The sequence below is a fragment of the Flavobacterium soyae genome (assembly GCF_021245985.1).
GTDB lineage: Bacteria > Bacteroidota > Bacteroidia > Flavobacteriales > Flavobacteriaceae > Flavobacterium > Flavobacterium soyae.
Window position 1 is genome coordinate 194095 of sequence record NZ_JAJQXA010000005.1, and the last position, 25693, is coordinate 219787.

12 protein-coding genes are annotated in these 25693 nt (G+C 36.4%); 6 read left to right on the forward strand and 6 right to left on the reverse strand.

Annotated features, from left to right (window positions below):
• Positions 1-247: 247 nt before the first annotated feature.
• The 3 genes from LUU93_RS08545 to LUU93_RS08555 all read right to left on the reverse strand — a co-directional run bounded on the left by LUU93_RS08545 (position 248) and on the right by LUU93_RS08555 (position 6962).
• Positions 248-1681, reverse strand: a complete 1434-nt coding sequence (locus LUU93_RS08545; RefSeq protein ID WP_232680333.1) for a glycosyl hydrolase family 28 protein — start codon at positions 1679-1681, stop codon at positions 248-250.
• A 131-nt stretch (positions 1682-1812) separates the two neighbouring features.
• Positions 1813-5325 carry an alginate lyase family protein gene (locus tag LUU93_RS08550; protein WP_232680335.1) on the reverse strand — a complete coding sequence of 1171 codons (3513 nt, stop codon included), beginning with the start codon at positions 5323-5325 and terminating at the stop codon, positions 1813-1815.
• Positions 5326-5339: 14 nt separating this feature from the next.
• Positions 5340-6962: an alpha/beta hydrolase family protein gene (locus LUU93_RS08555; RefSeq protein WP_232680337.1), complete on the reverse strand. Its 1623-nt coding sequence runs from the start codon at positions 6960-6962 to the stop codon at positions 5340-5342.
• A 361-nt stretch (positions 6963-7323) separates the two neighbouring features.
• Between LUU93_RS08555 and LUU93_RS08560 the strand changes: the two genes are divergently transcribed.
• On the forward strand, positions 7324-11340 hold the full coding sequence (locus tag LUU93_RS08560) for a hybrid sensor histidine kinase/response regulator transcription factor (protein WP_232680339.1): 4017 nt from the start codon (positions 7324-7326) through the stop codon (positions 11338-11340).
• A 154-nt stretch (positions 11341-11494) separates the two neighbouring features.
• A complete protein-coding gene (locus LUU93_RS08565; RefSeq protein WP_232680342.1) occupies positions 11495-13933 on the forward strand; it encodes a glycoside hydrolase family 31 protein in 2439 nt (812 codons plus the stop codon).
• A 254-nt stretch (positions 13934-14187) separates the two neighbouring features.
• On the opposite strand, the gene LUU93_RS08570 is transcribed toward LUU93_RS08565, so the two are convergent.
• Positions 14188-15162 (reverse strand): helix-turn-helix domain-containing protein, encoded by a 975-nt coding sequence (locus LUU93_RS08570; RefSeq protein ID WP_232680344.1) that lies wholly within the window; start codon positions 15160-15162, stop codon positions 14188-14190.
• Positions 15163-15329: 167 nt separating this feature from the next.
• On the opposite strand from LUU93_RS08570, the gene LUU93_RS08575 reads away from it, so the two are divergent.
• Positions 15330-16529, forward strand: a complete 1200-nt coding sequence (locus tag LUU93_RS08575; RefSeq protein WP_232680346.1) for an FAD-dependent oxidoreductase — start codon at positions 15330-15332, stop codon at positions 16527-16529.
• A 219-nt stretch (positions 16530-16748) separates the two neighbouring features.
• Here the strand turns inward: LUU93_RS08575 and LUU93_RS08580 are convergent, their stop codons facing one another.
• On the reverse strand, positions 16749-21032 hold the full coding sequence (locus LUU93_RS08580; protein WP_232680348.1) for a T9SS type A sorting domain-containing protein: 4284 nt from the start codon (positions 21030-21032) through the stop codon (positions 16749-16751).
• A gap of 539 nt (positions 21033-21571) precedes the next feature.
• On the reverse strand, positions 21572-22495 hold the full coding sequence (locus LUU93_RS08585; protein WP_232680351.1) for a hypothetical protein: 924 nt from the start codon (positions 22493-22495) through the stop codon (positions 21572-21574).
• Between the two features lie 410 nt (positions 22496-22905).
• On the opposite strand from LUU93_RS08585, the gene LUU93_RS08590 reads away from it, so the two are divergent.
• The 3 genes from LUU93_RS08590 to LUU93_RS08600 all read left to right on the forward strand — a co-directional run bounded on the left by LUU93_RS08590 (position 22906) and on the right by LUU93_RS08600 (position 25584).
• A complete protein-coding gene (locus LUU93_RS08590) occupies positions 22906-23508 on the forward strand; it encodes a DUF1254 domain-containing protein (protein ID WP_232680353.1) in 603 nt (200 codons plus the stop codon).
• 150 nt (positions 23509-23658) lie between these two features.
• Positions 23659-24024, forward strand: coding sequence for a DUF1214 domain-containing protein (locus tag LUU93_RS08595; protein WP_232680355.1), 366 nt, complete (start codon positions 23659-23661; stop codon positions 24022-24024).
• Between the two features lie 36 nt (positions 24025-24060).
• Positions 24061-25584, forward strand: a complete 1524-nt coding sequence (locus tag LUU93_RS08600; protein ID WP_232680357.1) for a DUF1254 domain-containing protein — start codon at positions 24061-24063, stop codon at positions 25582-25584.
• The last annotated feature ends 109 nt before the right edge of the window (positions 25585-25693 follow it).

Genomic DNA, 25693 nt, shown 5'->3' on the forward strand with positions numbered 1-25693 from the left:
ATGTAATGGTATTTTTTAATTATTATTTAGTAATAAAAAACGTATATAGTGATTTTTTATACTGTTTATTGCTGGGTTTTAATTGTCTTTGAAGTTGAAAAACGTAAGTTTTTGCCAGGACACAATTGGATAAAAAAAACAGGAACCCTTTTTAAGAATTCCTGTTTTTTTTAATATGAAGAAGATAATCAATAAAATATATCTTTCACCGCTTTAGTTTTTTACAAATCCGAAGGATTGAAAAAGGTTATTTTGACGTTTCGTTTAAAGATTTGTAAACAAGGCCTTCAATGTATAAGCCTTCGTAGAATCGTGCAAAGTCAGATAATTGTTTATATCCTTTTTTAATAGATTGATCAGAAATTTCAGTTCCGTTTATTTTTAAGCCTTCAAAAACAATATTTTTAATGCTTCTCTCGGGAGAATATCCTTCAATGATGGAAATATTTGCATTTTTACCCGTATAGGTTATATTTTTAAAAAATACATTTTCTATTCCACGACCCGGTGCTTTTGCATATTTTTTATTGTAGGTAACACGCAGATTCAGTAACTGCCCTTGTTCAAAATCTTCTACCCGAATATTTTCAAAATAAATGTTTCGGGCTAAATTCTCATCAGAGACATTGATACTCATACAGCCTTGATAATTAATTTGAGATTCATCATGATTAAGGATATCTATATTCTCAAATTTTATGTTTTCTAACGTTTCAGATTTGCCAGGTTCAGGATTTCCATGTGTTCCAATTAAAATCGGATGTGCGACATCGGCCCAAAGCGCTGCATTTTTGACTACTATATTTTTACAGTCTCCGTAGAATTTCCAGCGATGTCCGTAAATAGCGATACAGTCATCAGAGTTTCTCATAAAAACACCGTCAATAACAACATTGTTATTACTAAACAAGTCAATTCCATCTCCCCAGCCTTTGGCACTAAAAGATCTAATATTTTTGATGGTAAGATTTGTAGATTGCCCGCTTGATACCGTATAATGATCGGGGTTAAGAAAAACAAGATCTTCAATGATTATATTATCTGAAAAATTTACACCTACACCATCATTGGCCTTATAAATAATTCCGCGTCCGCAAATGCGTATATCCTTAACGTTTTCACAATGTATAGAAGCCTTTAGAACTGCACCTGGTGCGAGATAAACGGTTTTACCACTAGGAACATTTAATACATTATCTTTTACTTTATGAAGCCCGGCAGCAAAATAAATAACATTAGGATCCTTAGAATCTGGTTTGAAAGTTTCGGGTGAATTAGTAAAAATTTGCAGATTATGAAAAATATCCCCATTGACCTCAAGAGAAAGATTGGCAGGTTTGCTTAGTGAGAATGTAATAGTATTGCCTTTTATTTTTGGCTCAAAACCATAAGACAGCGGGCGAATGCGGGCAGATTGTACCTTACCGCGGTTATAAGTAACAGAGAATTCGACAGTTCCTTTAAAATCAAAATTAACCATAGAGCTTTTAGTTACATTGTGCATGTCTACCAAGGCTTCATATTCGTATAATTCCTGCCACTGCCCTCCGGCGATACGTACTTTTACCGAGAAATCATTATTATGAGGAATGCTGTCTGATGCTGGAAATGTGATGAGCTCTTGTGCATTGAGGGAAAAACTCATACAGCTTAAGAGAAAAATTATAAATGTTTTTTTCATATGGTTAATTTTAAAAAATTGGTTTTTGTTAGTGTTTTCAATACATAGTAATTCAGGTAATTAAACAAACAAAGAAGAGAACAAATTATTTATTAGTCCTCTTATTACTGCGATTTGTTTAAGTTCTATTTTTAATTGTTTTTGATGGTTTGTTCTTCACGAATTATTTTTCCGTTTTTTGATTCTTTTATTCCTATTTGAGCGGCTCCTTTCTCACCTTCAAAATTATTAATAGTGATCTCTTGTACACGCCCGTCAATGAGGGTGATTTTCAAATGATCGGCATCAAGGGCCTGGATTTCTTTTATAACAGATTGTTTTTCAAAAGGCTCTATGATGTTTAAATATCGGGCTGTTTTGCCTTTGGCACGTACGGCATAGGTTTTTCTGCGTGGAGTTTCATTACCAAGAGGGAAATCACAGCCTAATACAGCTTTGAAACCTACAGCTTTTAATCCGCTTAAATCTATTTTGATTGTGGCAGGTTTCTCTTGGTTCCCTGTCATTGAAGCAATATTATCTGTATATTCCTGTCCGCCAATTTTAACAGGGCCTCCATAATAATCTTTTCCTTTATATTCATTTGGAATAATATTATTGAGAACCATCGGGAGTTCAGAAACCTTAATTTCTTTTCCATCGGCAAGTACCACTCGTGCATTTGCCCAAAAAATATTTGATTTTTTACTTCCTGTAAAGCTTGTTTCTAAGGTAAGTTCTTTTGCATCTTTTAATGTTAAATCAATGTTTGCCTGACCCAGAATCCAAGCTCCTGTTTTAGCCTCTGTGAGTATTTTACCATCGACACTTATTTTGTACGATAATTGTTTTTGTATGTCTAAAGCTTCAGGGGCTGAGGCCGCCATGATTTCGTTTTCTAATGGCCAGGCTGAGGTAACATTAATTTTAAGTTCACCTTCTTCACTATTTGGCGCTAGGGTACCGGTATTGTCACAATCTTTGCCCCAGCAGGTTTCAAAAGAAGCTTTTGCTGCTCCTTTTGTCTGCCACCAGTTACAATCTGTTATAAATTGGGCGCTTCCTAAAGGATCACTATTCATTTGGTTGTCATGACGAAGAAATGTTTTTGTACCGGCTGTTAAATCAGAGAAGCCTTTCATTTGAAAAAGCCAGTCAAAAGTATGTTCTTTTTCAGCTTTAATATAATCGGCCAATAGAACATAATCATCCGTCATAATCATTAAACGACGCTGCAGTACAGGTTCTGTATAATCTGTTACGGCGCCGTATGCAGGTGCATTTTTTGGTATTTCTATTGATCTTCCTTCCTGAAAAGCTTTCTCAGCAAAGCTGATACCTCCCGCCCAGTCATACTGCATGCCTCCGTAGGGAGGATTTGACCATCGTGCATTGGTTTCGGTAACAGCCGCCTGCATTAATTTCCCAGTGTGGAATAAAGTTTTAAAACTCTCCACAGGTTCCTGCATTTTCTGATCTACCACAACCATGTTTTTTGACATAGAGGTTTGTACATAGAATTTATACATATAAGAAGGATATCCGTACCATATCATTTCAGGATTATAGAAACTTCTTCCATAGCGAGAGAGATGGAGCAGGTTGGTTCGGTCGAAGTGACCATGATATCCTCCAAAGGTTCCATAATGAATGGCTGCCTGCAATTGCTCTCTGGCCGGACGATTCTGTGCCTGTGAGCGAAGTAAAACGATTCCCATATTATCAGCAAAAGCCGACTTAGTCTGAAGTGCCGAAGGTGTTTGAGGCAGCTCTCCAAAACCATAAAGCAAGTCTCGTTTATTTCCACGATTGACTATCGATGCATATTCGGGGTCTTTGTAGAGATAATAAGCAAGTTCGTAAGGCTGTCCAGATACCATATTTTCCTGAGCATCATTCACCCCAAACATTACGCCGCGATAATCTGCAAATGAAGGTATGGCATCCCACATATCTTTTATACTGATACTGTTTTTAGTTACCGTTCCCCATTTCTCGAAGTTCATTCCGTATAATCCAGGTTCTTTGAATTCAGGCATTAAAGAATAGTATTTGGAAGTTCCAATAGGATAGCGTGTGTTTTTAAAATCAAGTCCCCACGGCTCCAAGGCTAAAGCAATTTGAGAAAACTCACTTGCGCACCAGACATTATAACTAATAGTACATTCGTACCACCAGCCGTCACTCATTACACCTTGTTTTAAATGATCAACAACTCCCTGCGGGCCATTGAATATTTTCTCAACTAAATCCCAGTCCTGCAGGGCTAAGGCACAATACATCGCACCTGTAATTTCGCTCAATAACCAATTGTTGATGGCTCCACTGCCTTGACCTTTATCGACAGTTTCAATAAACAAGCGAAGTGTTTTTTCCAGATTTTGGGTATCAGTTTCGCTGAGTACCTTGGCTGGGCGAATCATATCGTAAGCCATTACAATGTGCTGAAAGAAATGCCCCTCCTGAACAAAAGACTGATGACATCCTCTAAAAGTACTTGGGTAGCCTTTTTGAGGATCAGAAAGACGGCGTAAAAACAAAGCTATTTTCTGAGCGTATTCTTCTTTTCCGGTTAACTGATAGGAAATTCCGGCAGCCATAAGATTAAATTCTTCCTGAGTTTGAAATAATTGCATGCCCAGGTTAGGGTTGTCATTGGTAAGTTTAGCTGCCACTTCGGGAACCACCCATCTTCGGGCTATATCTTCGTATTCCTGCTGGGCTTTTTTTGCCCACTGATACTTATCGACATTGTTTTTAATTTCCTGCCAGCGTGCAGCAGTATGCAGAATATTAGGAGCTGAGAGGGCAGATGCGGTAATAAAAGTAAGCGGAGTATCTTCTTTTCCGTTGGCAGTCACACGCAGGATTTGTTTTTCACGGCTGCCTTCAGGCATTGTCAGCGGAACCGACACCTGCATTTTACAAATTTTACTCTCACCGGGTTTCAGTTCCAGAGTAGAAGGGTTAATGGCTGCAGACATGGATTCCCATCCATAGCGCTGAAACGACAATTGAACAGCTTGTGTCTGGTTTGTTGTATTGACAACCTGAACCTCATATAGAGCATTTTGCCCTCTTTTTACTGCTTTACCTTTAATTTGAGATAAAAGAGCAGTATGTTGTGCTTTTTTAAGCTGAACATTCTTAATTTGAACTTCTCCCTTTATGGAAGATTTAGGTGTTATATTTACTTCTTTAATAGTACGTAAAACTCCTAAGCGTTGAGCTTCGCTGATATCCAGAGTATTCCAGGAAAGATATACCGTATGCCATCCTTTTCCTGTAATACTTGTGTTTGCGTGAGTTTCTTCAATCAATTGTCTGGCATCTTTCTTTGGTACCTTTAAGGAAATATCGATCTGGAGGTTTTTTTCTTCTTTTAAGAAAACCTCAAATTCAATTCCTGAAAATGCACTCCAATCCGAGACATCCTCTCTAATATTTCTAAAACCTATATGATATTGTTTTCCTTCAGGATATTGGTAAGTAATAGTTTGATTAATCCCAACTGTGGCAATGCCTGATTTAATATTTGCAGCCCCTTTCCAATCTTTAAAAGCGGGGTCACCAATTGAAGCGACTATTTTTTGCTGTGCAGAGAGAGCCTCAGCTAAAAATAGAATGAACAGGAGTATGGTAATAATTTTTTTCTTGAGTGGCATGGGAAAAGGGGGGATTAATTTAAAATGTAAAAAGTTTGCTCAACAGGCTCTGCAGATTTTATTTTAGGTTCGCTATCCCGTCCATACTGCCAGGCAGCGACTGTTACTTTAATAGGGAATTGAGAGCGCGGCGGTATTTTAGTAAAAACTAATTTCCCATCTTTTATTATAGCGGAGCCTTCTTTAATATAAAAATAGACAGGCATTTGGCTGTCTGAAACAGCATTTAAAGAAAAGGACTTAGTCCCTTTTTTTACATTTGAAATAGAAGGGAAGCTGATGTGCTGCTCGGCTCCATCTTTGTTTTGCAGAGGGATTTTCATATTGAATTGCTGTACACTGCTTTTGTATTTTTTATCTCCCGGGTTACTTGCAATAAGCCAGATATCGCCGGTGCGTTTCTCATTATGGAGCCCCATTCGGTAGAAACGTACAGTAAAAGTAGTGTCATTAATCTGCTCTACAGGACCGCAAATCCGGCTGATTTTTATTTTATTTTGAGCATGATCTGTCGTGGTTTTATTTCTTAAAGAGTCAGTAAAAATGGCTTTAAGAGTAAAGGTTAATCCATCAGTTTGCGGTGTAAATTTTCCTTGAATGCGCGCATGAGATTTTTGATTGAAAGCAAGTAAATTTCCATTTTGAACAAAACCAAGATACTGCTCTTTTTTACCTCTTGCTTTGGCATAAAAAGCTTCTGCGGCATCGGCAGTTTCTTTGTCAAAATACCAAAAAGCCTCATTTTTATCTCCTTTATATTGATTGTAGGGTGCAGAAGCATAAGCAGGCTTAAGGTCTTTTTTCCATCTTTCTTTAAGGAAACCTTTAAGCGGATCTACCGCAATTAGTTTTACGGGTTCGTTCAGCGGTGATTTTAATGGTAAGCGGTACTGCACGGCTTTTTTAATAAACAAATTTAAATAATCAATCAATTCATCTGAAATATCAAAATGTCCATGCCCTGCATCGCATAGAAATGAAACTGCAGCCTGAGGGAAACGTTGTTTGAAATTGAGGGCAGGCTGCACCCTGTCTTCCCACCATTCGTATTCTCCTTCGACCATTAAACCTGGAACGCCATCGATGTTTCGATTGTCCCAATCTGGATTTGGCCTGCCGCTTCCGGTAAGATTGGTCAGCGGAGCATCGCCGTGAATGGATAAAACAGCGAGGGTTCTTTGAGGGTTCCATGCCGCGAAATTCCATGGATAACTAGCAAAAGCCGAATGCCCGATAGGTATTGCGGGCGCATATTTAAGTTCAGAGTAACCAGATACACTGGCAAGGTCATTTATAAGGGATTCAAAATCCCTGCCAGCCGATTTATTAAAATCAAATGTCATATCAAATCCGGGAGTTACCCAAATAATGGCAATACCTAATTTTGACATTTCCTGACGGAATTTTGGGTGCTCGAATATGGTTTCTTCGGTCATATTGTGCTGACCAATTATAGCGGCCCGTACTTGTCTGCAGTTTTCAGGAATCCATAAAAAAGCTTCAGGATGTCCTTTAGTTTCATTAGAAACAGCACTTGTAAGTGGAACTGACCACTGATATTGTGCCATAGCAGGGGTGCATATCAATGAATACAATAATACTTTTAACAAACCCAGTCTATTTATCCTGATTTTCATACTCAATTCAATTTTTGGAGGCTTATTCGAAAGAGAAAGTTTAACTCTTTCATATATACAGCTTTTGTTAAACCATTTAAGTTAACATTTCAAAAGTAAATTTTAATTTGAAGCAATGCGTTCTGTTCTGTTTGTTAATGCTATGTTAATTTTTTTAAACGTCTTAAAGTATAGCAGCTGCTTTTTTATTTATTATGTTTTATAAAATATTTATAATCAATAAAATATGGTGTTTTTTTGTCACTAGACTTTTAAAAATAATTTAAATTTCATTACAAGCTGTAAATTAGATTAATAATTTAGGAAGTATATTTACGTCTCAATATTCAAATGTTTTTTAATAAGAAGGAACAGAAAATTAATGAAAAGATTATTATTTAAATTTTTCGTACGCATTTTAAAAAATGAAAATTGTATTTTCAATTTGTCTTTGCGTGTGCAGGTTTTTATCAGCTTAGTCTTTTTTTCTTATGGGCATGACGTTTTTTCGCAAGACTTTATATTTTCTCCAATTGAAGACAGACAGCAGCTTAATGAAGAGAAAATCCGCAGTTTTATTGAATTGCATGATGGCAGGATTGGTGTTTTTACTGAAGGAATGTTCAATTTGTATGATGGTTCAGGTTTTAAGACAATAGAAATTGAAGATGACAATTCAGCTCCACTTATATCATATACGGGCTTTCATCACAGTTATTTAGAAAACAATCGTATCTGGTTTAAATACAGAGGGAAAATCAGTTTGATTAATATCTCCAAAGAAAAAAGTGAAGTAAATCCGCTTAAAATCTTAAGTTCATTAGGTTTTAAAGGTACACCAGTTAATTTATTCGTTGATGAAAAAAAAGACATCTGGATTGTAAATAATTCAGGCAGACTGCTTTGCTATGAGCAAGGATCAAAAAAAGTGATTACTTTTTTAAACAGTATTGATTTAAAGGGTGGTGCTGATGAAATACTTTACGATCTGGTTCTTCACAAAAAGAAAGTCTATTTAATATACAAATCAGGATTAATTCGTTGTTTTGACCGCTCATCGGCAAAAGAACTTTATAAGGAATTCATTGTCAAGGATGCATCAGGTAGTTTTACACAATGGAATCACGCAGCGGCTGTAGGTAATTATATATATGTAATAAGAGCTGGAATAAGTAAGGGGCAGCTGGTTCGATATGATACTGAAACAAGACAATCAGTAGTGGTATTACAGGCCGATACGTATTGGCTGAATACTTTCGCTGCCAATAATAATGGGGATTTTTTTATGAGCTGCAGTCAAGGGCTTTGGTACTTTAAATCAGGAAATACCGTTGGTACTTTTTATCCTGAGCTGACCCTGACAGATGGTCATAAAATAAAAACCGAAGTGAGTACTGTTTTATTTGATCGTCAGGGAGGACTTTGGGCAGGAACATTAAATAAAGGAATTTATTATCAGCATCCGGACCGCTCCCGTTTCAAATATTATCAAAAAAGCAATTTTAATTTAAAAAGTAATGAGGAATTTCAGGTAAATTGTTTTGAAGAGACTGTTGATAATAAATTACTTATTGGCACTAATGAAGCTTTGTATGCTGCTGAACTTCCCCTTAACCGAACTAAATCATTCAAGGTATTAATTCCAGATTTATACTGTCATTCCCTTCACAAAGATTCTACAGGTCAAATATGGATTTCGACCAATAAAGGCCTATATATGTATGGATGTGATGGTTTTATAAAACAGCATACAAAACAATCTGCTGGTTTTGTATATGAAACCAAACAAGGTGATATATATGTTTGTACAGGCACTGGGATTTTAAAGTGGAATAAATCACTGCAGTCTTTCGGTCTTTTGCCTTTGATTAATTCTCCTGTGAATGTATTTCAAATGACTGAATGGAATCAGAAATTGATTGGTATTTCGTCAAATGGTCCTTTTATAATGAATGCTGCAGGCGATAAAATTAGTATGCCTTTAGAAAAGGAGCATAAAAAAATGCCGATGTTCAGCCAAAAGAACCATAAATACAGCTGTCTTTTATCTGATTCTGAACAAAATTTATGGGTAGGAACTTATAACGGCCTGACGGTTTGGGACAATAAAAATCAAAAGTTATATGAAATAAATACAGATAAAGGTTTAGTAAACAACAGTATTAAAGCAATAGTTGAAGATAAAGATCGTTCATTTTGGGTTACAACTTCACGCGGTGTAAGCCATATTATAAAAAAAAGAACAGCAAGCGGACTTACTTTTAGAATCATAAATCACGATAAATATACTGGAGTTTTGGAATATCCATTTACTGATCGTGCTACATTTATTTCTTCAAAAAATGGATTGTTTATTGGCGGAATAGACGGTATGAATAATCTGCAGAAAAATGATTCTAAAGACAATCAGTTTGTTCTTAATCCAATATTATTTAATTTCAAATTGTTTGGAAAAAATGTGATAATTGATGAGAAAATAGATGGAAATATTGTTTTAAATAATGCAATATCGTCAACAGATACTTTAAGGCTCAAGTACGATCAAAACTTTTTTAGTATTGGGTTTTCCGGACTTAATTATAAAAACCCATCACAGACTTATTACAGATACAAATTGGAGGATGTTGACCAAAATTGGCGCAGTGAAAATTTCACATCCGGAATAGGCGAGGCTGGTTATACAAATATAACTCCCGGTCATTATATTTTTAAGGTGCAAGCCAGTTCTGATGGCATACATTGGCCGGGCAGGGAAAAAAATCTTTTAATTATCATCGAACCGCCTATATGGAATACAGCTTTTGCCAAAATACTCTATTTTGTATTATTATGTATTGGTATTGCTTTAATTTCTAAAGCTCTTGTAAAGCGTAATATTTTAATCCGCAAAAAACAGCAGGATTATGCTATAGAAAGAGCAAAATCAGATTTCATAACCAATATGAGCCATGAATTGCGTACGCCGCTCACACTTATTATAACACCTTTAAAATCGCTGCTTGCAAAAGTCGAAGATCAAAAAATAAAAAAAGAACTCCTACGGATTAGTTCTAATAGTGACCTTTTGCTGGACACTGTCAATCAGCTGCTTGATTTTAAAAAGATAGATACAGGAGAAGAAATACTGCACCGTAATTTTTATGATAATCTTTCATTCCTGACGGAATTGTGTACTGCGTATGTACCAATTGCAGAGGAAAAAGGAATTTCTTTTACCTGGAATATAGACCAGCAAAACGATGATTTGTACCTGGACAGGCAAAAAATTACCAGAATAATAATTAACCTGCTTTCTAACGCTTTTAAATTTACAGGCTTAGGGGGTAAAGTTAAATTTTCAGCCGTAATTGACAGTAAAAATAAAGTGCTGACAATTTTAGTTGAAGATTCTGGTATTGGAATTTCTAAAACAGAAATAGATCATATTTTTAATCGTTTTTATCAGGCAGACAATCAAAAAGGGATTTCAAGCGGAAGTGGAATAGGGCTGTACATGGTAAAATATTATGCAGAAATGCATGGCGGATCAGTCAGCGCAGTAAGTAATCCAGGACAGGGAACTTGTTTTAAGGTACTGTTATCGGTTCAGAAAAAAGCTGAATTACTACCTTTTGAAGCAGGAGAAGAATCAACAAGAAAAAGCATACTTATTGTTGAAGACCACACTATTTTTAGAGGTTATTTGTTTGATGAATTGAAAAAGTATTATGATGTAATCACTGCCAATAATGGAGAAGACGGTTTAACGAAAGCAATGAAGCATGTTCCTGATCTTATTATAACAGATATGATGATGCCCAAAATGGACGGCCCGCAATTAAGCCAATCCGTTCGAAATACGATTGCCATAAGTCATATTCCTATTATTATGCTTACCGGCAGGGCCTCTGATGAAGCTCGATTTGAAGGCTATGAGGCAGGAGTTGATGCTTATATGATAAAACCATTTGATATTAATCTGCTGGTACTTCGAATTAATAAATTATTGGAGCTGAACGATACGAGACGAAAAATGTTCATTAAAGAAAAAGAAGTAAAAATTGATGCATTGACGGATAATCCCATTGATCAGGAATTTTTAAAACGTGCTTTTCAATGTGTTTTTGATAATTTGTCTAATTCTGAATATACCGTAGAAAAGTTCAGTGAGGACATGAATATGGACCGTACCGGTTTGTATCGAAAACTTATGGCGCTTACAGATCATTCTCCAACAAATTTTATTCGTACTATCCGGCTTAAAAAAGCAGCCGAATTATTATTGGATAAAAAACTCACAATCGCAGATATATCTGATCAGGTCGGTTTTAATAGTATTTCTTATTTTACGAAATGCTTTCATGAAGCTTTTGGCAAAACACCAAGCCAAAGCAGGGAGGAAAATGTTTCAACAGGATAAAATTAATTATCTGTTAAGGTGTTGATTATTTGTGTCTTGTAGTTTTTTACAATTTGATTTCAACATGAGTTATAATTGTTTCAACATAATTTAAAGGCTTTAAAAAGGACAAAAGCTATTTTTATCCTACTATAAACTATTTAACTCAATTGAAATGAAAATTATTTACTCCTTATGTACTGTGCTGCTTTTTTGCATTCATAGTAATGGGCAGAATTTCCAGAAAACCACTCAGGGAATTAAGACTACTGCAAATGGCAATAGTATAGAAATACAATTTTACAGTCCATCTATTGTCAGGGTTATTAAATTTCCTGCTGGAAAAACTTTTTTAAAAGAAAGTCTGTCGGTGGTTTTAAAGCCTGCAAAAACTGGTTTTAGTGTCAAAACGGCTGACAATATTATCGTTTTAGAATCAGACCAATTAACTGTTAGTGTAAATACTGTTTCAGGAAATGTTGCATTTGCAGCCTCTAAAAAGGAATTATTAAAAGAAAAACCTGAAGGAACAAAATTTGAACCTTTTGATGATACAGGAGTCAAAACTTTTACGGTCACACAATCTTTTATCTTAGATAAAGACGAACCTATTTACGGCTTGGGACAGCATCAAAGAGGAGATTTAAACCAAAGAAATCAAAAATATCATTTAGAGCAGGGAAATGTAGAAGATGCCGTGACTTTTTTTCAATCAATAAAAGGGTACGGACTTTATTGGGATAATTATTCTCCAACAGAATTTACAGATGATGCCAGTGAAACTTCATTTAAATCGATTGTAGGAGATGGTGTTGATTATTATTTCATGTATGGAGGTAATGCAGATGGGGTTATTGGTAAAATAAGGGAATTGACTGGTAAAGTGCCAATGTTTCCATTGTGGACATATGGTTTTTGGCAGAGTAAAGAGCGATACAAAAGTCAGAATGAATTGGTCGATGTCGTTAAAAAGTATCGTGAGCTATCGGTGCCAATTGACGGAATAATACAAGACTGGCAATATTGGGGCAACAATTATTTATGGAATGCGATGGATTTTTTGAATCCTGACTTTTCAAATCCTAAAAAAATGGTTGACGATGTTCATAACCTTAATGCACATATGATTATTTCGATTTGGTCTTCTTTTGGTCCATTGACAAAACCTTATAAGGAAATGGATCAAAAAGGAATGTTATTTAATATAAAAACATGGCCCGAATCCGGCTCAGAAATCTGGCCGCCAAATATGGATTATCCGTCGGGAGTGAGAGTATATGACGCTTATAATCCTGAAGCCAGGGATATTTACTGGAAATATGCCAATAAGGGATTACTTTCTGTAGGAATTGACGGCTGGTGGATGGATTCGACAGAACCGGATCATCTTCAGATAAAACCAGAAGATTATGATACAAAAACATATCTGGGATCTTTTAGAAAAGTACGAAATGCATATCCTTTAATGACCGTGGGCGGAGTTTACGACCATCAGCGTAAAACTACAGCAGACAAACGTGTATTTATTTTAACCCGATCTGCTTTTGCTGGGCAGCAGCGCTACGGAGCCAATACATGGTCTGGTGATACAGGTTCAAGCTGGGAAACCCTTCGCAATCAGATTCCTGCCGGTTTGAATTTTACCCTTACGGGGATACCGCATTGGAATTCAGATATAGGAGGTTTTTTTGCGGGGGCTTATATACAAGCATGGAATGAAGGATCAGGTACTAAAAACCCGCTTTATCAGGAACTTTACGTACGCTGGATTCAATTTGGTGCTTTTAATGCAATGATGCGTTCTCACGGAACAGATGTTCCAAGGGAGATTTATAATTTTGGCAAAAAAGGAGAGCCAATTTATGATGCAATAGATAAAATCATCAATCTGCGTTATACACTTCTGCCTTATATTTATTCAACATCATGGGAAGTTACCAGCAAACAATCCAGTTTTATGCGTGCCTTGTTTATGGATTTTCCAGCTGATAAAAAAGGATGGGATATTAAAGATGAGTTTATGTTTGGTAAATCTATATTGGCAGCTCCAATTGTAGAGGCGCAATACACTCCGGAGAAAATAGTAAAAGTTAATGAAGCAACAGGCTGGGATAAACAAGGGGATAAAAAAAATACAGAAAAAATTACTGTAGATTTTACAACAAAAAAATCAAGAAATGTATATCTGCCGGCTGGTACAAATTGGTACGACTTCTGGACAAATGAAAAAATTAAAGGAGGTCAGGAAATTATAACAAAAACAACCATTGACATGATTCCGCTTTATGTAAAAGAAGGGGCAATTATTCCGTTTGGTCCTAAAGTGCAATTTGCAGCCGAGAAAAAATGGGACAATCTGGAGATAAAAGTATATCCGGGTAAAGATGGTTCTTTTGTGCTTTATGAGGATGAGTTTGATAATTATAATTATGAGAAGGGAGCTTATTCTGAAATTGAATTTTTATGGAATGAAACATCAAAAAGATTAACCATTTCAAATAGAAAAGGTCAATATAATGGAATGTTAACCAGCAGAAAATTTACTATTGTAATGCCGAATGGTTCGGAAAAGGTTATCAATTATAATGGTAAAAAAGTAGAAGAGGAGTTTTAATACTATACCTAAAGATGAGTGAAGCAGATTGAAAAAATACAATTATATTTTTTTCTTTGTTCCAAGAACTATTTCCTTAAAAAAGCGCAAATGTCCCTGACTTTTGCGCTTTTTTTATAACTCTTTACTATGTTTAAAATGTTTCCTGAGTTCAGGGTCAATGATAACGATTTTTACACAAAGGATGCTAAGTTCTGTAAGGGCTGCTTATTTTGTATTTCATTTAGTACATTTTGTCTGGCTGTTCTTTATCCTCAACGTCTCGTCTGGCTTGGCGTAATGCCAAACTTCTTCTTGAATGAATTACTAAAGTGCTGCAATGAACAGTAGCCCAGTTCAAATGCTATTTCAGTAGCTTGTTTTTTGCCTTCAAGCAAATCATTTTTTGCCAGATCTAAACGTAAGTCAGATAAATAAGAAAAAGCGGTTTGATTAAACATTTCCTTGAACCCCCGTTTTAATTTATATTCATTTATCCCTGCTATTTTTGCCAATTCTATCAGCGTAGGCGGTGACTCTATATTCTTAACTAAATAATCACGGGCAAATACAATTCTTTCTTTGTCGTAATCGTGTTTTATATACTCAGATTTTGAATTTTGAAAGTTATTAAATGATTCAGCTTGCAAAACAAGTAGTTCAATCGTTTTTGAAAGAAGAAATAACCTCTTTAGTCCATCCGAATAATCACAGCTCAAAATCGAATTGATACAGGTCTGTATAGGCAGATCAATATTTAGATTAGAATTTGAAAAAGTTACAGGTGTTCCCGAGACTATTTTGTCCGCAAACTGCTTAAGGGATTCATTCCCGTCTTTTGATATCGTCAAAAAAGAATCCTTTGTAAATTGAACCATAAATGATTTCATCCGCAATTCATCAAACTTCATTTTACCTTCAGCTGCGGTGCCATAGAATAAATTATGCTGATTCCCATTCAACTCAAAGGAATTGCTCATCCCATCCTGTTTTATTGAAGTTTTCCCCTGCAGATTAAAGTGCATGGTTACTAATTCCGTATCTCCCTTCCAATCCAATTCGGCTGGTTTATCAAGATAAGTTTCAGAATAAAGAATCTTGATATCATCAAAAAGCCATTGTTTGGCCGTTAATTGTCCAAAAGGGATGTTTATTTTAAAGTCATCTTCTTTAAAATCATGATTGCCAGAGCCATTTTCATCAAAGGCCATTTTAAATGCCTTTTGATCATTTCTTAACTCAAATCCCATTTGCTCCCTGATTTACTAGTCTAATTCCTCTTTTTGCAAGTTTGCCTTTTGGTAATGCAATAATTTTGTATCGTGCCATTATGTAAGGAATAAATAAAATCAAAGTTAGAAAAAAATCCATATACTGATGATTACCCAAAATAGTAAACTTTAAAAAATTAAGACAAATGACAGCAATAAAAGAGAGTAAAAAAGTAATCATAATTGGTGCCGGTGTTGCAGGGCCAATACTGGCTCTGCAGTTGAAAAAAATAGGTTTTGAGTCTGAAGTATTTGAATCGAGATCAGAAGACAATACAAAAGAGGGAGCTTTTTTGGGACTTACTCCTAATGGCTTGAATGTATTGAAAGAATTTGTTGATTTGATGAGGCTCAAAGAAGATTATACTCCCGGTTCAATGAAATTTTTCAATTCTAAAGGAAAACAAATAGCAAAACTGGATACAACTTATCAGAAACAGCAATATGGTGTAGAAACACTTCAGTTAAAACGGGCAAACCTCAATAAATATGCCCGGATAGCAGCAACTGATGCCGGCATAAAAATAGAATACAATAAAAAATTTGTCAGCTATCGTGAAACAAATGAGCAGGTAATAGCCTATTTTGCTGATGGAGCTGCAGTTACCGGTGATATTATGATTGGCTGCGACGGAATGTTTTCTGAGGTTAGGAATCAATTATTTCCAGAGGTTTCAGCAATTCAATATACAAAACTCATTTCTACAGGCGGTTATGCAAAGATTCCAGAGCTTTCAAAAACGCTGGACTCAATACGAATGACCTTTGGTGAAAGGGGATTTTTTGCCTATTCGGTTTCTGATAAGGGCGAAGTTTGGTGGTTCAATAATTATTTTAGAGAACAGCAGCCAAAGCCGCAGGAAATAGAGAAAACATTGAAAACTGAAATTCAGGATCATTTAGCAGATGTTCATAAAAATGATGATCCCTTATTTTCCAAAATAATCAAAAACAGTCATGAGATTATTGCCTATCCTATTTATGATGTACCCAAAATTTTGCATTGGCATAAAGGCAGAGTTTGCCTTATTGGAGATGCTGCACATGGTATTTCTCCGCATATTGGGCAGGGAGCCTCATTAGCATTAGAAGACACGGTTGTAATTGCTGAGTTATTAAAATCACATAAAGACTACGGAACTGCATTTCAGATTTTTCAGTCCGAGCGCCAGCCCAGAGTAGAAAAAATAATAAAAAGCGCTAGAAAAGTAGGAGATACTAAAACAAAAACGAATCCAATAGCAGCGTGGTTCCGTGACCGCTTAATTGGTTTCTTTATCGGCAGACAAATCCAGCAGCTTGACTGGATTTATGGCTGGACTTATTCGCATAAAAATAATGGTTAATACAATTACATAAAATAAGATTAGACCCCATGTTACGAATTCTACAGTCAATTACCGGCAGTTTTTTTATATTTCAGGATTAATCTTAGTTTATTGCCGAAATCTTAATTCATAATCGTACTTGACTTTTTGATTTATCTTTCTATAAAACTGCCCCCAAATAGAATTATTTGGGGGCAGTTGAAGCTGCACATGGCGGCTAAAGAATTTAAAAAATTTTTATTCTCGTATAATTTTTTTCACGATAGTTTTATTTGCACTGATAACCTTCAGGAAATAGATTCCAGCAGACAAATTTTCACATGGAATTGTTTCTGTTTTACTTGTCAAAGGCTGAGACTTAACTTTCATTCCTAAAGAATTGTATAATTCAAGAATAGTATTGTTTTTCACTGTATTAACTTTCACCATCAACATGATAGCTGCAGGATTAGGATAAACAATAATTTCGTCTTCTGCATCAGTAGTTTCGTCAGCGTTTCCCGCAAAAATACGACTGTCCAGCAATTGGACATCATTTCCTGTACCTCCTTTGTAGGTAATACGGAAACTATAGTCTCCAACCCTCAGCAGGGACATTTCCGGGAGGTTCTTAAATATTCCAGTTACAGTTCCGTCTCCTTTATTGTCGATAATTGTATATGTTGTGCCATAGAGCAGTGTGCCGGTATTTCCAATAATTTCCAAGGAAGGACTATCTGCGAGAATTACACTGCCAGTTATCATTTTATCTGAAGCTTCGGTTTTTAAATCTAGTTCGACACTGTATACGGCATCTGCATTTAAAGTCAGAGAAGAGAGTGCCAGGGTACCTATAGCATCATTTCCTGGTTCAAGTTTGGCTCCAGATCCGCTTCCTGATCCAATAACAGCAGAGGACTGGCTCACACCTGTTCCTCCTAAAGCCCCTTCTACCACCGTTATCGGACTTATAAAAGCTCCGGTTGCAGGATCATTATTTAATTGAAATTTACCCTTTTTGACAGTTGTAATACCCCAATAAGCATGATTTCCGGTGAAAACTAATTTTCCTGTCCCTACTTTTTCCACATTTAAAGAATTGGCAAATGTCCCTCCGAAATAAGAATCGGTATTCAGGGCTCCAATACTGATATAAGGTGAACCTCCAGCATTATTTCTCAGATATCCTCTTCCTGTCAGTGCACCAAAATGCAGTGTGCCTGTTTTAAATTGGATACTGTGACAGTCAACACCATTGGCATCCAGATGCCATACCGCGTTGGCGCTTCCTGACTGCGGCACCTCAAATCTGACCCTCTGATTGCCGCTTCTTTGTTTGGAAAAGAATGTTCCGGCAAATAGGCTGTTATCACCAAATAAATGCAGTCCGGCATAGGTATTTCCATCATGTTCAAGGGTGCCTTTACCAATCAGCCTGCCTCTAAGATTGATAGCATAACTGGTTTCATACATATAGCTTCTAACTCCATCGGTAACTTCTATATCATTGTACAGAGTGGCATCTCCGCCCTCTGATAGAAGTGTACCTCCATTGAGAATGATTTTTCCTTTTCCTAAAGGGCCGGAATCGGGCTTCCCCTCTAATCCAGTTCCATGGCCTGCTATTGCGACAGCACGCTGCGGCGGCCAGCCTCCTGAAGGCCCGTTTATTACTGTGTTTCCCTCGTAAGTATTAATGCCAGAAATAAACAGGAACTTTTCTCCGGTTTTAACCAAGCCCCCAGTGCCGGAGATTATTCCTGAGAGTCTAAGATCGTCCGTATGAGGATTTATAATGGCCTGCGAATTGATAGTTACTGCATTGGTTAACGACTGGGAATTTAAAGAATTATTTACAATATCGTTTTTTAAACTTATGCTGTTTCCTTCTATGGTATAAGGATAAGCATCTGGTTCAAAAAGGATTCTGGAAATTTCAAGGTTTATGATGTCGTTATAAAGATTTGTGTTAGTTGAAGTATTGAAGTTTAAGACGGCAGGGCTTGAAGGTATTACGGCTTCAGCCCAGTTAGCATTCTGGTTCCAATTTTGCGAAGAAGGGTTAGAGCTCCATGTTCTAATACTAGAACCGGCTGCACCAAAGGCTTCGTCAGAGTTTTCGCTCTCCTTAGTTGCACCCACGGATGATATTACATAATAATATCCAACACCGTTTACAAGGGCTTTATCAGTGTAGTTTGTAGCAGGAACGGTTCCAATTACAGTATAAGGACCGCCCATAGTTACAGCGCGCTTTATATTATATTCTTTAGCTCCCACAGCAGCTTTCCAGGTAAGGGTAACCTGTCCATTTGCGCTGGTTATGGCTGGCTGTGAGGGAACTTCTGGTGGTATTGATGCAAAAACTTCATTTGAAATACTGCTTGCCAGATTTCCGTTGTATGCAGTTACTATGTAATAATTATTTATTTCATACGCAGGAGAAGGGTCTGTAAAAAAATTATTAGTAAGGTTATTTTGTATTACAGTATAAGGCCCACCGCTGGCTGATGCGCGGCTTACAGTATATGATGTGATATTTGGACCACCCGGCCATTCGAGTTTTATACTGGAGTTGAAAGCGGCAGCAGTTAATTTAGTTACCGCACCCGGAGCCTTATTAGTGGTAATATCAATAATTACCGCTGTTTTGGAGATTCCCTTTCCGTTGGAAGCTTCTACAATTACAACAGATGTTCCTCTTGTTGTGGGAGTACCGGATATGATTCCTGTAACAGCGTCCAGACTAAGCCCTGCAGGAAGCCCCGATGCTGTGTAAGCTGCCGGACCTGCTGCTGGAATGATGATATAGCTAAAAGGGGTTCCTACCACTCCGGATGCAAATTTATTGCTTGTAATATCAGGTGATCCGGCAGCAAAATTGTTATTGATTGCAACGTTGCTAAATACTGCAGTGTTCAATACAGATGCATTCTTGGATGAGGTATAGAACCCGATATAAGCATCTTCTGGAAGTGTCATAATAAACAGGGCGATATTTGTCCATGTGACCCCGTCATGTGAATGATAGGCAAATATTCTATTACCAACGCGCTCTAATTTCAACCACCATGCAGAATTGACAGCGTAATGAGTATACCCGCTGTTTGATGCACTTGCACCGGAGCTGCTCAGATTGACAGGACCTGATGGATTAAAATTTATGGCAGCAAATTTTGAGCCGGCAGCCAGGGACTCTCTAATCATAAGACCGCTTATAGCCCCAGCGACGCTGTTACTTTCGATTTTAGCGACAATGGCAGCGTTGCCTTTCACAGGACAAAAGGTAAAGTTGTTTGAATTTGAAGGAGCATATCCGGCCCCTTTTACTGTCCAGATTCCGGCATTGTAAGCTGCACTGCCTTTAATTCCGGGATTTCCAATGTCGATATTTGTTAAATAGGGTGCAGAAACAACGTTTTGCGACGGATAAACTATCGGGGACATTGCTGTGGCTGTTGAATTATCCGAGGATTTTAAATATAAAAAGGACCATCCGTTTTCTCCAGTTAGAGTACGCATTTTATCCGTATAGGGAGTTGGCATTCCCTTTCTAACTGAGTATGCACCCTGAATAATATTATTAAAAGGATGCTGCTTACGGGCTCCGCTTGGTATACCCCAGCCTTGAGACCAGTATACGGAATATCCACCGTAAGGAATATAAGTAAGACCGGATGGATCTATTGCATAATGATTGTATAATTCACCAATTGCCAAAAGACGGTTATCCATTTCCGCAAACATATCCACGCCCTGTTTATAGGCAACTTCTGCACCCCAGGCCAGTGAAAAGGCTTGTACAAACCAGTGGTCATCACGGCCTGTATCTCCTACCTGTCCCGAGGGAGTACTGTTACGCAGTGCGGCCCCGGCGTCCATACGATAGACTTCAATAGACTGATTCCATTTAGTTTCATCATCCAGAAAGGCAGCAACACTTAAACCAATCATCAGCTGGATAGCCCCTTTATTACAGTCTCTCAATGGGTTGGGTACCCATGATGTAGGGTAAATTACATTTGCAAAATAGTTTCTTACATTAGTAGTATTCGTTTCAGTCCATCCCGGATAGGTACTTTTTAAAATATCTGCTGCCGTAACGAAATATGGTACATAATCGCCAATATCGAGCATGTTTTCATTACCTTGCCAGGAAGTATTGGTTACTGCCCAGGCATTTAGCAGGTCTGTTGCTTTCTTGGCATAGGCCGGATCTCCTGTAAATACGTACATGAAGGTCAGGTTATGGATAGCCTGCATATCGCTTTTCCATTGAATATTATTTAAATTAGGGGCTCGACTGACGGTTGGGAAAGGACCTTGAGGATTGTATGAAAGTTTGGATTTTGGATCATTCTTTAAGGCATTGTAACCAGAAAGCCATGGCTCTTTAGTGATATTTGCCTTTAATTGATTCAAATCTGCCTGGGTGAAGGGGATTCCCGGGTGTACGAATTTTTTTTGGGCCGAGGCACTGGGTATTATACCAAGGGTCAGGTAGAGAATTCCGAATAATAAAATCAGATTAAATTTTTTCATTAATTTAAAATTAGCTGCCGTCGTTCTTTATTATCCGGTTCTTCTATAAGGGGCTGCAGAAGACCACGAGGAACGAGCAGGCCAGGTTAAGTAAATAGGTTTTTTTGGGGTAAGAAAACAAGGGGAGGTACAAAAGGAATCGAGCCGTCTGCGATCGTAAACAAATAGGAAATCGCAGGACTCTGCTTCTCAGTATAGTAAGTACTAAGAAGAGCAGCCTTTTAACCAGATTGATCTGTTGTGGTGAACTAGTCGGAACGAAACTGATGAATATTTTTTTTCATAAATGGTAAATAATGGGGGTTAATATATAATAGGAAAAACCAAATATGCTAAAAACGCAAACCGGTTTGGTTTCAAAAATACAAAAAGAAAGCTCTCAAATTTGAGAGCTTTCTTTTTTAGTTTAAAAAGATTTTAAACCTTATTAAAAATCATAATTTACTTTGTGAAGCATGATATCACTTAACTTATCACTGTCTTTAAATTTATTGTAATTAGGTAAAAATGAATTTATCTGCTTCAAATTTTTGCAGATATTAAAAGACATTCAGTCTTAACGATAAACTTTTTAAATCTTGTTCCAGAGAACGAATGGTAGCTTGAAGCTCATTTAACATATTAGCTCTCGAATACAAATCATCTGCAGTATAAATTCCACCGTCATCAAAAAAAAGTTTTTCGGTTTTAGAATCTATTTTTCCATCAAAATTGTATTGTAACCATCGATTTTTTATGCTTTCCTGTAAGTCATTTTTTCCGGAATTACTAAATTGTTTCTCGTTTATAATAGTCCATATAGAGTTTGGATATGTCATGTTAGAATTGTCATTGTACCAAATGTTTTTCAGAAGGTTTCTTTGAAGTTTTAAATTTATTTTTTTTCCTTTAGGAGAAATTGTAAGCGCCCCTAATCCGGCACTTAATAATCCACCGCTCACACCAACTGCATTACTGGAATTATTATTTTTTATTAAAACGGTTGCTACAGTAGTCAGTGCACCTATAGTGACTGAAGCTACAGTAAGATTTTTATTCTTTTTATTATTGACAGCATTAACAAAATCGGCTAATTTATTTATACGTTCACCATTGCAGTCTAATTCTGAAGCCAATGCATTTATTTCTATACTGGTAAGCATTAAGCGGTCAGTAATTTTTTGTTTTAAAACTAATTTTTTTAAGGTATCATTTTTTATTTGAAGATATTCTGCTAAATAAGTTTCAATACCAATAGCATTGCTGATTAAGATATCATGTTTGGATAAATTGGCACTTAAAATACTATCTTGTTTTTGTATTTTATTGTTAGGCATTTCAAGTTTAGAATAATCATAATCAATGGTCGGCTGGCAGTAATTGCTTGTTAAATAATCAATTTTTGTGCTGTTCAAAACAGTTGAGCAAGAAGAAACAAGAACTGATATTATCATTGGCAGAATAAATGATTTCAGTTGTTTCATGCTCATTTTGTTTTTAACGTTAAAAATTATTAATTAACTTCTTACTGCCAAGTTAGGTCACAATTAGGAACTTTCCAAATTCAAACCCAAATTAGACAAAGCTTATATTTGTTGCATTTCTAATTTGAATATCTGGCAGGTCTTTGTTTTTCTAGGTCTCCATTTCTCAAAACGATTTCTCGCAAAACTTAAAAGATTAATTTATGATACTATTAATTCGTTTTTAAATGAGTAATATAGTTCTTTTTGAAATGGTAAATAAGTATTTTTTTTTTTTGAAAAATGTAGAAACTTAAAGAAAACTTCAAAAAGAACTTTGTTGCAGATTATAATCTGCAACCAGTTTTTGACTGGCGATAATCTTATATATAGGTAATTTTGAGATATTAACTTTAAAAGATCTTATTATTATGAATTTTAAAGCCTGCAGTAAACTAATTGGTTATGTCATTTTAGCATTTATAGGATTCACTGTATATGGACATAAGTATAAGACAGAAATCCCTAAATCGATAATTATTCCTGACAAAATTGATACCCGACTTGGAACACTAAATTTCAATGATGGTTTTACTGAAGATCAGACAGTGGAGAAAATTTATGATAAATTGGACTTCCAGCGCAGCGTTCAGTCTTTTTTAACCGCTATACCGGCTGCTTCGCTGTATGCTATGCGGGAGGGACAGAAAAGTCTCGGTGTAAATAACCAGTCTGTTGTTGTCTTTGAAGATAGAATGGATTCAAAAACATTATTTTTTACTGCCAACTCTAAATCTGTTTATCTTGTTGGATGGCTGGATTTGAAAGATGGGCCAATAGTAATTGAAACGCCGCCGAATGTGTTGGATTTTCTAAATGACTACTGGTTTTATTATGTTGCCGATATCGGTAATGCCGGTCTTGATAAGGGAAAGGAGGGAAGTTTCTTTTTGTTCCTCCGGATTATAAAGGAGATATACCCAAAGGATATTTTACTTATTACTCATTTAATTATTGGAATTATCTGTTTCTAGACAGTGCTTGGGAAAATCCATTTATAGGAAACAGTTATCTTTTTGAACATAATGATGTAAGATTAATTGAAGCACGCAGCATGTTTTTCTTTGCAGCGACAGGAATTACCCCTGCAATGTCTATTGCCAAAGCAAGATTGGGATCACAATATGCGGGGTGTTTTCATAGATTCTAAAAAACTGATATTAGATGGCAGTAAAAATTATAAAATTCATCTTCCTGCCGGAATACCGGCAAAAGATTTTTGGTACTTTGTTGTTTATGATCTGCAGCCCCGCTCTATGCTTCAGACCGATCAGCAGTTTCCAAGTCTTGGAAACCAGAACAAAGAAATTGAAATTAATGCGGACATTTCCGTTGATGTTTATTTTGGACCAAAATCACCTAAAGGAAAAGATAATAACTGGATACAGATTATACCAGGTAAAAACTGGTTTGTTATACTTCGTCTATACGGACCGCTGCAGTCTTTGTTTGATAAAAAATGGCAGTCTGGAGAGATCAAAGAATTGTGAATTTTATCCATATATTAAACAATTAATCTTTGTGCTATGAAAAAATCAATATTAATTTTGGTCTTATTATCTATAATAGGATGTACTAATTCTAAAAAAGAAGATAACACTTCAAATACGGAGCCTGCAAATATTAAAGGATCTGGCAATAATTCCAATGGCTGGATTGGTACAGAAACTGTAAGGTCACGATTAGGAGACTTCGAATTCAAAAATGGTTATCCTACGTCAGAATCTGTAAAAAAATTGAATGAAGCTTTGGTTTATAACCGGGCAATTGAAGTGTATCTTGATCAGATTCATGGTGTTTCATGGTATGCAGTTTGGAAAGGTGTTGCAAATGCAGGGGCCGGAAAAACTAATCAACTGGTGATTTGGGAAACTTTAATGGATGCAGAAACGCTTTTACTGACAGGTAATAGTGAAACGGTTTACGGGTTAGCTTCGATAGATTTGAAACGGGACGGTGCAGTAGTAGTAGAAGTACCTGCCATGATGCTTGGAGGATTCAGTGATATTTGGCAGAGTGAAATAGCCAATATAGGACCAACGGGGATGGATAAGGGAAAAGGCGGAAAATATATTTTATTACCGCCAGATTATAAAGGAACTATTCCGGCTGGTTACATGGTTTTAAAATCTACAACGTATAAAGTAGTTTTTGGGGTGCGGGGGTTTCAGCAGGATGGTAAAACAGATAAGGCAGTAGCTCTAATGAAAACTGCAAAAATCTATCCATTATCAAAAGTATCAAATCCTCCTGTAATGGAGTTTACAAACGGGTCAGGAAAAGCGATTAATACTATTTTTTCAGATAACAGCAGTTTTTTTACCGATTTAAATGAAATTATTCAAACGGAACCTGATAATAAATTACAGACAAACGAAAAGTTTTTACTGGCTTCCATAGGGATTGAAAAAGGAAAGCCCTTTAAACTGGATGCTAATCGCAAAAGCTTATTAAATGATGCGGCACAAACGGCTTCTGCTTTGGCAAGAGTTAAAAGTTTTGCCTCTGATGAACCTGAAAGATTAGTTTATACGGATAGAAGGTGGGAGTGGGCTTTTGTTGGCGGAAGTGCGACTTGGGATTCACAAGGTTATGTAAATACGGACAGACGTGCGGCATTTGCTTATATTGCAATTGGAATGTCACCTGCAATGGTGTTGAAGATTGTAGGCGGAGGGTCACAGTATTTATGTACGCCAAGAGCAGCCGATGGAGAATTCTTAGATGGAAGCAAAAATTATAAACTGCATATCCCTTCCAATATTCCTGTAAAAAACTTTTGGTCTGTTGTGGCTTATGACTCAGAAAGCCGTTCGATGATTCGTAATGGCAGACCTTTTCCAACAGTAAGCCAATATACAGGACCTAAGAGTAATTCTGACGGTTCAATAGATGTTTATTTTGGGCCCGAGTTGCCAAAAGGGCAAGAAAAAAACTGGATAAAGACTGTCAAAGGCAAAGGATATTTTGTTTTAATGCGTTTCTATGGACCTCTTGATCCTTTCTTTGATAAAACATGGAAACTCGATGATATCATTGAAATGAAATAGAATTAGATATACGCATTTGGCATATTAGAATCCTAGAAAGGTTTAATATACTTAAATTGAATACTGAAATATATTGCAATTACTTAAATTTTACTTTGAAATACCGTGG

Excerpts from the sequence above, each read along its gene's own strand:
- LUU93_RS08545 (WP_232680333.1), bottom strand. The coding sequence starts at position 1,681 with ATGAAAAAAACATTTATAATTTTTCTCTTAAGCTGTATGAGTTTTTCC.
- LUU93_RS08550 (WP_232680335.1), bottom strand. The coding sequence starts at position 5,325 with ATGCCACTCAAGAAAAAAATTATTACCATACTCCTGTTCATTCTATTT.
- LUU93_RS08555 (WP_232680337.1), bottom strand. The coding sequence starts at position 6,962 with ATGAAAATCAGGATAAATAGACTGGGTTTGTTAAAAGTATTATTGTAT.
- LUU93_RS08560 (WP_232680339.1), top strand. The coding sequence starts at position 7,324 with ATGAAAAGATTATTATTTAAATTTTTCGTACGCATTTTAAAAAATGAA.
- LUU93_RS08565 (WP_232680342.1), top strand. The coding sequence starts at position 11,495 with ATGAAAATTATTTACTCCTTATGTACTGTGCTGCTTTTTTGCATTCAT.
- LUU93_RS08570 (WP_232680344.1), bottom strand. The coding sequence starts at position 15,162 with ATGGGATTTGAGTTAAGAAATGATCAAAAGGCATTTAAAATGGCCTTT.
- LUU93_RS08575 (WP_232680346.1), top strand. The coding sequence starts at position 15,330 with ATGACAGCAATAAAAGAGAGTAAAAAAGTAATCATAATTGGTGCCGGT.
- LUU93_RS08580 (WP_232680348.1), bottom strand. The coding sequence starts at position 21,032 with ATGAAAAAATTTAATCTGATTTTATTATTCGGAATTCTCTACCTGACC.
- LUU93_RS08585 (WP_232680351.1), bottom strand. The coding sequence starts at position 22,495 with ATGAAACAACTGAAATCATTTATTCTGCCAATGATAATATCAGTTCTT.
- LUU93_RS08590 (WP_232680353.1), top strand. The coding sequence starts at position 22,906 with ATGAATTTTAAAGCCTGCAGTAAACTAATTGGTTATGTCATTTTAGCA.
- LUU93_RS08595 (WP_232680355.1), top strand. The coding sequence starts at position 23,659 with ATGCGGGGTGTTTTCATAGATTCTAAAAAACTGATATTAGATGGCAGT.
- LUU93_RS08600 (WP_232680357.1), top strand. The coding sequence starts at position 24,061 with ATGAAAAAATCAATATTAATTTTGGTCTTATTATCTATAATAGGATGT.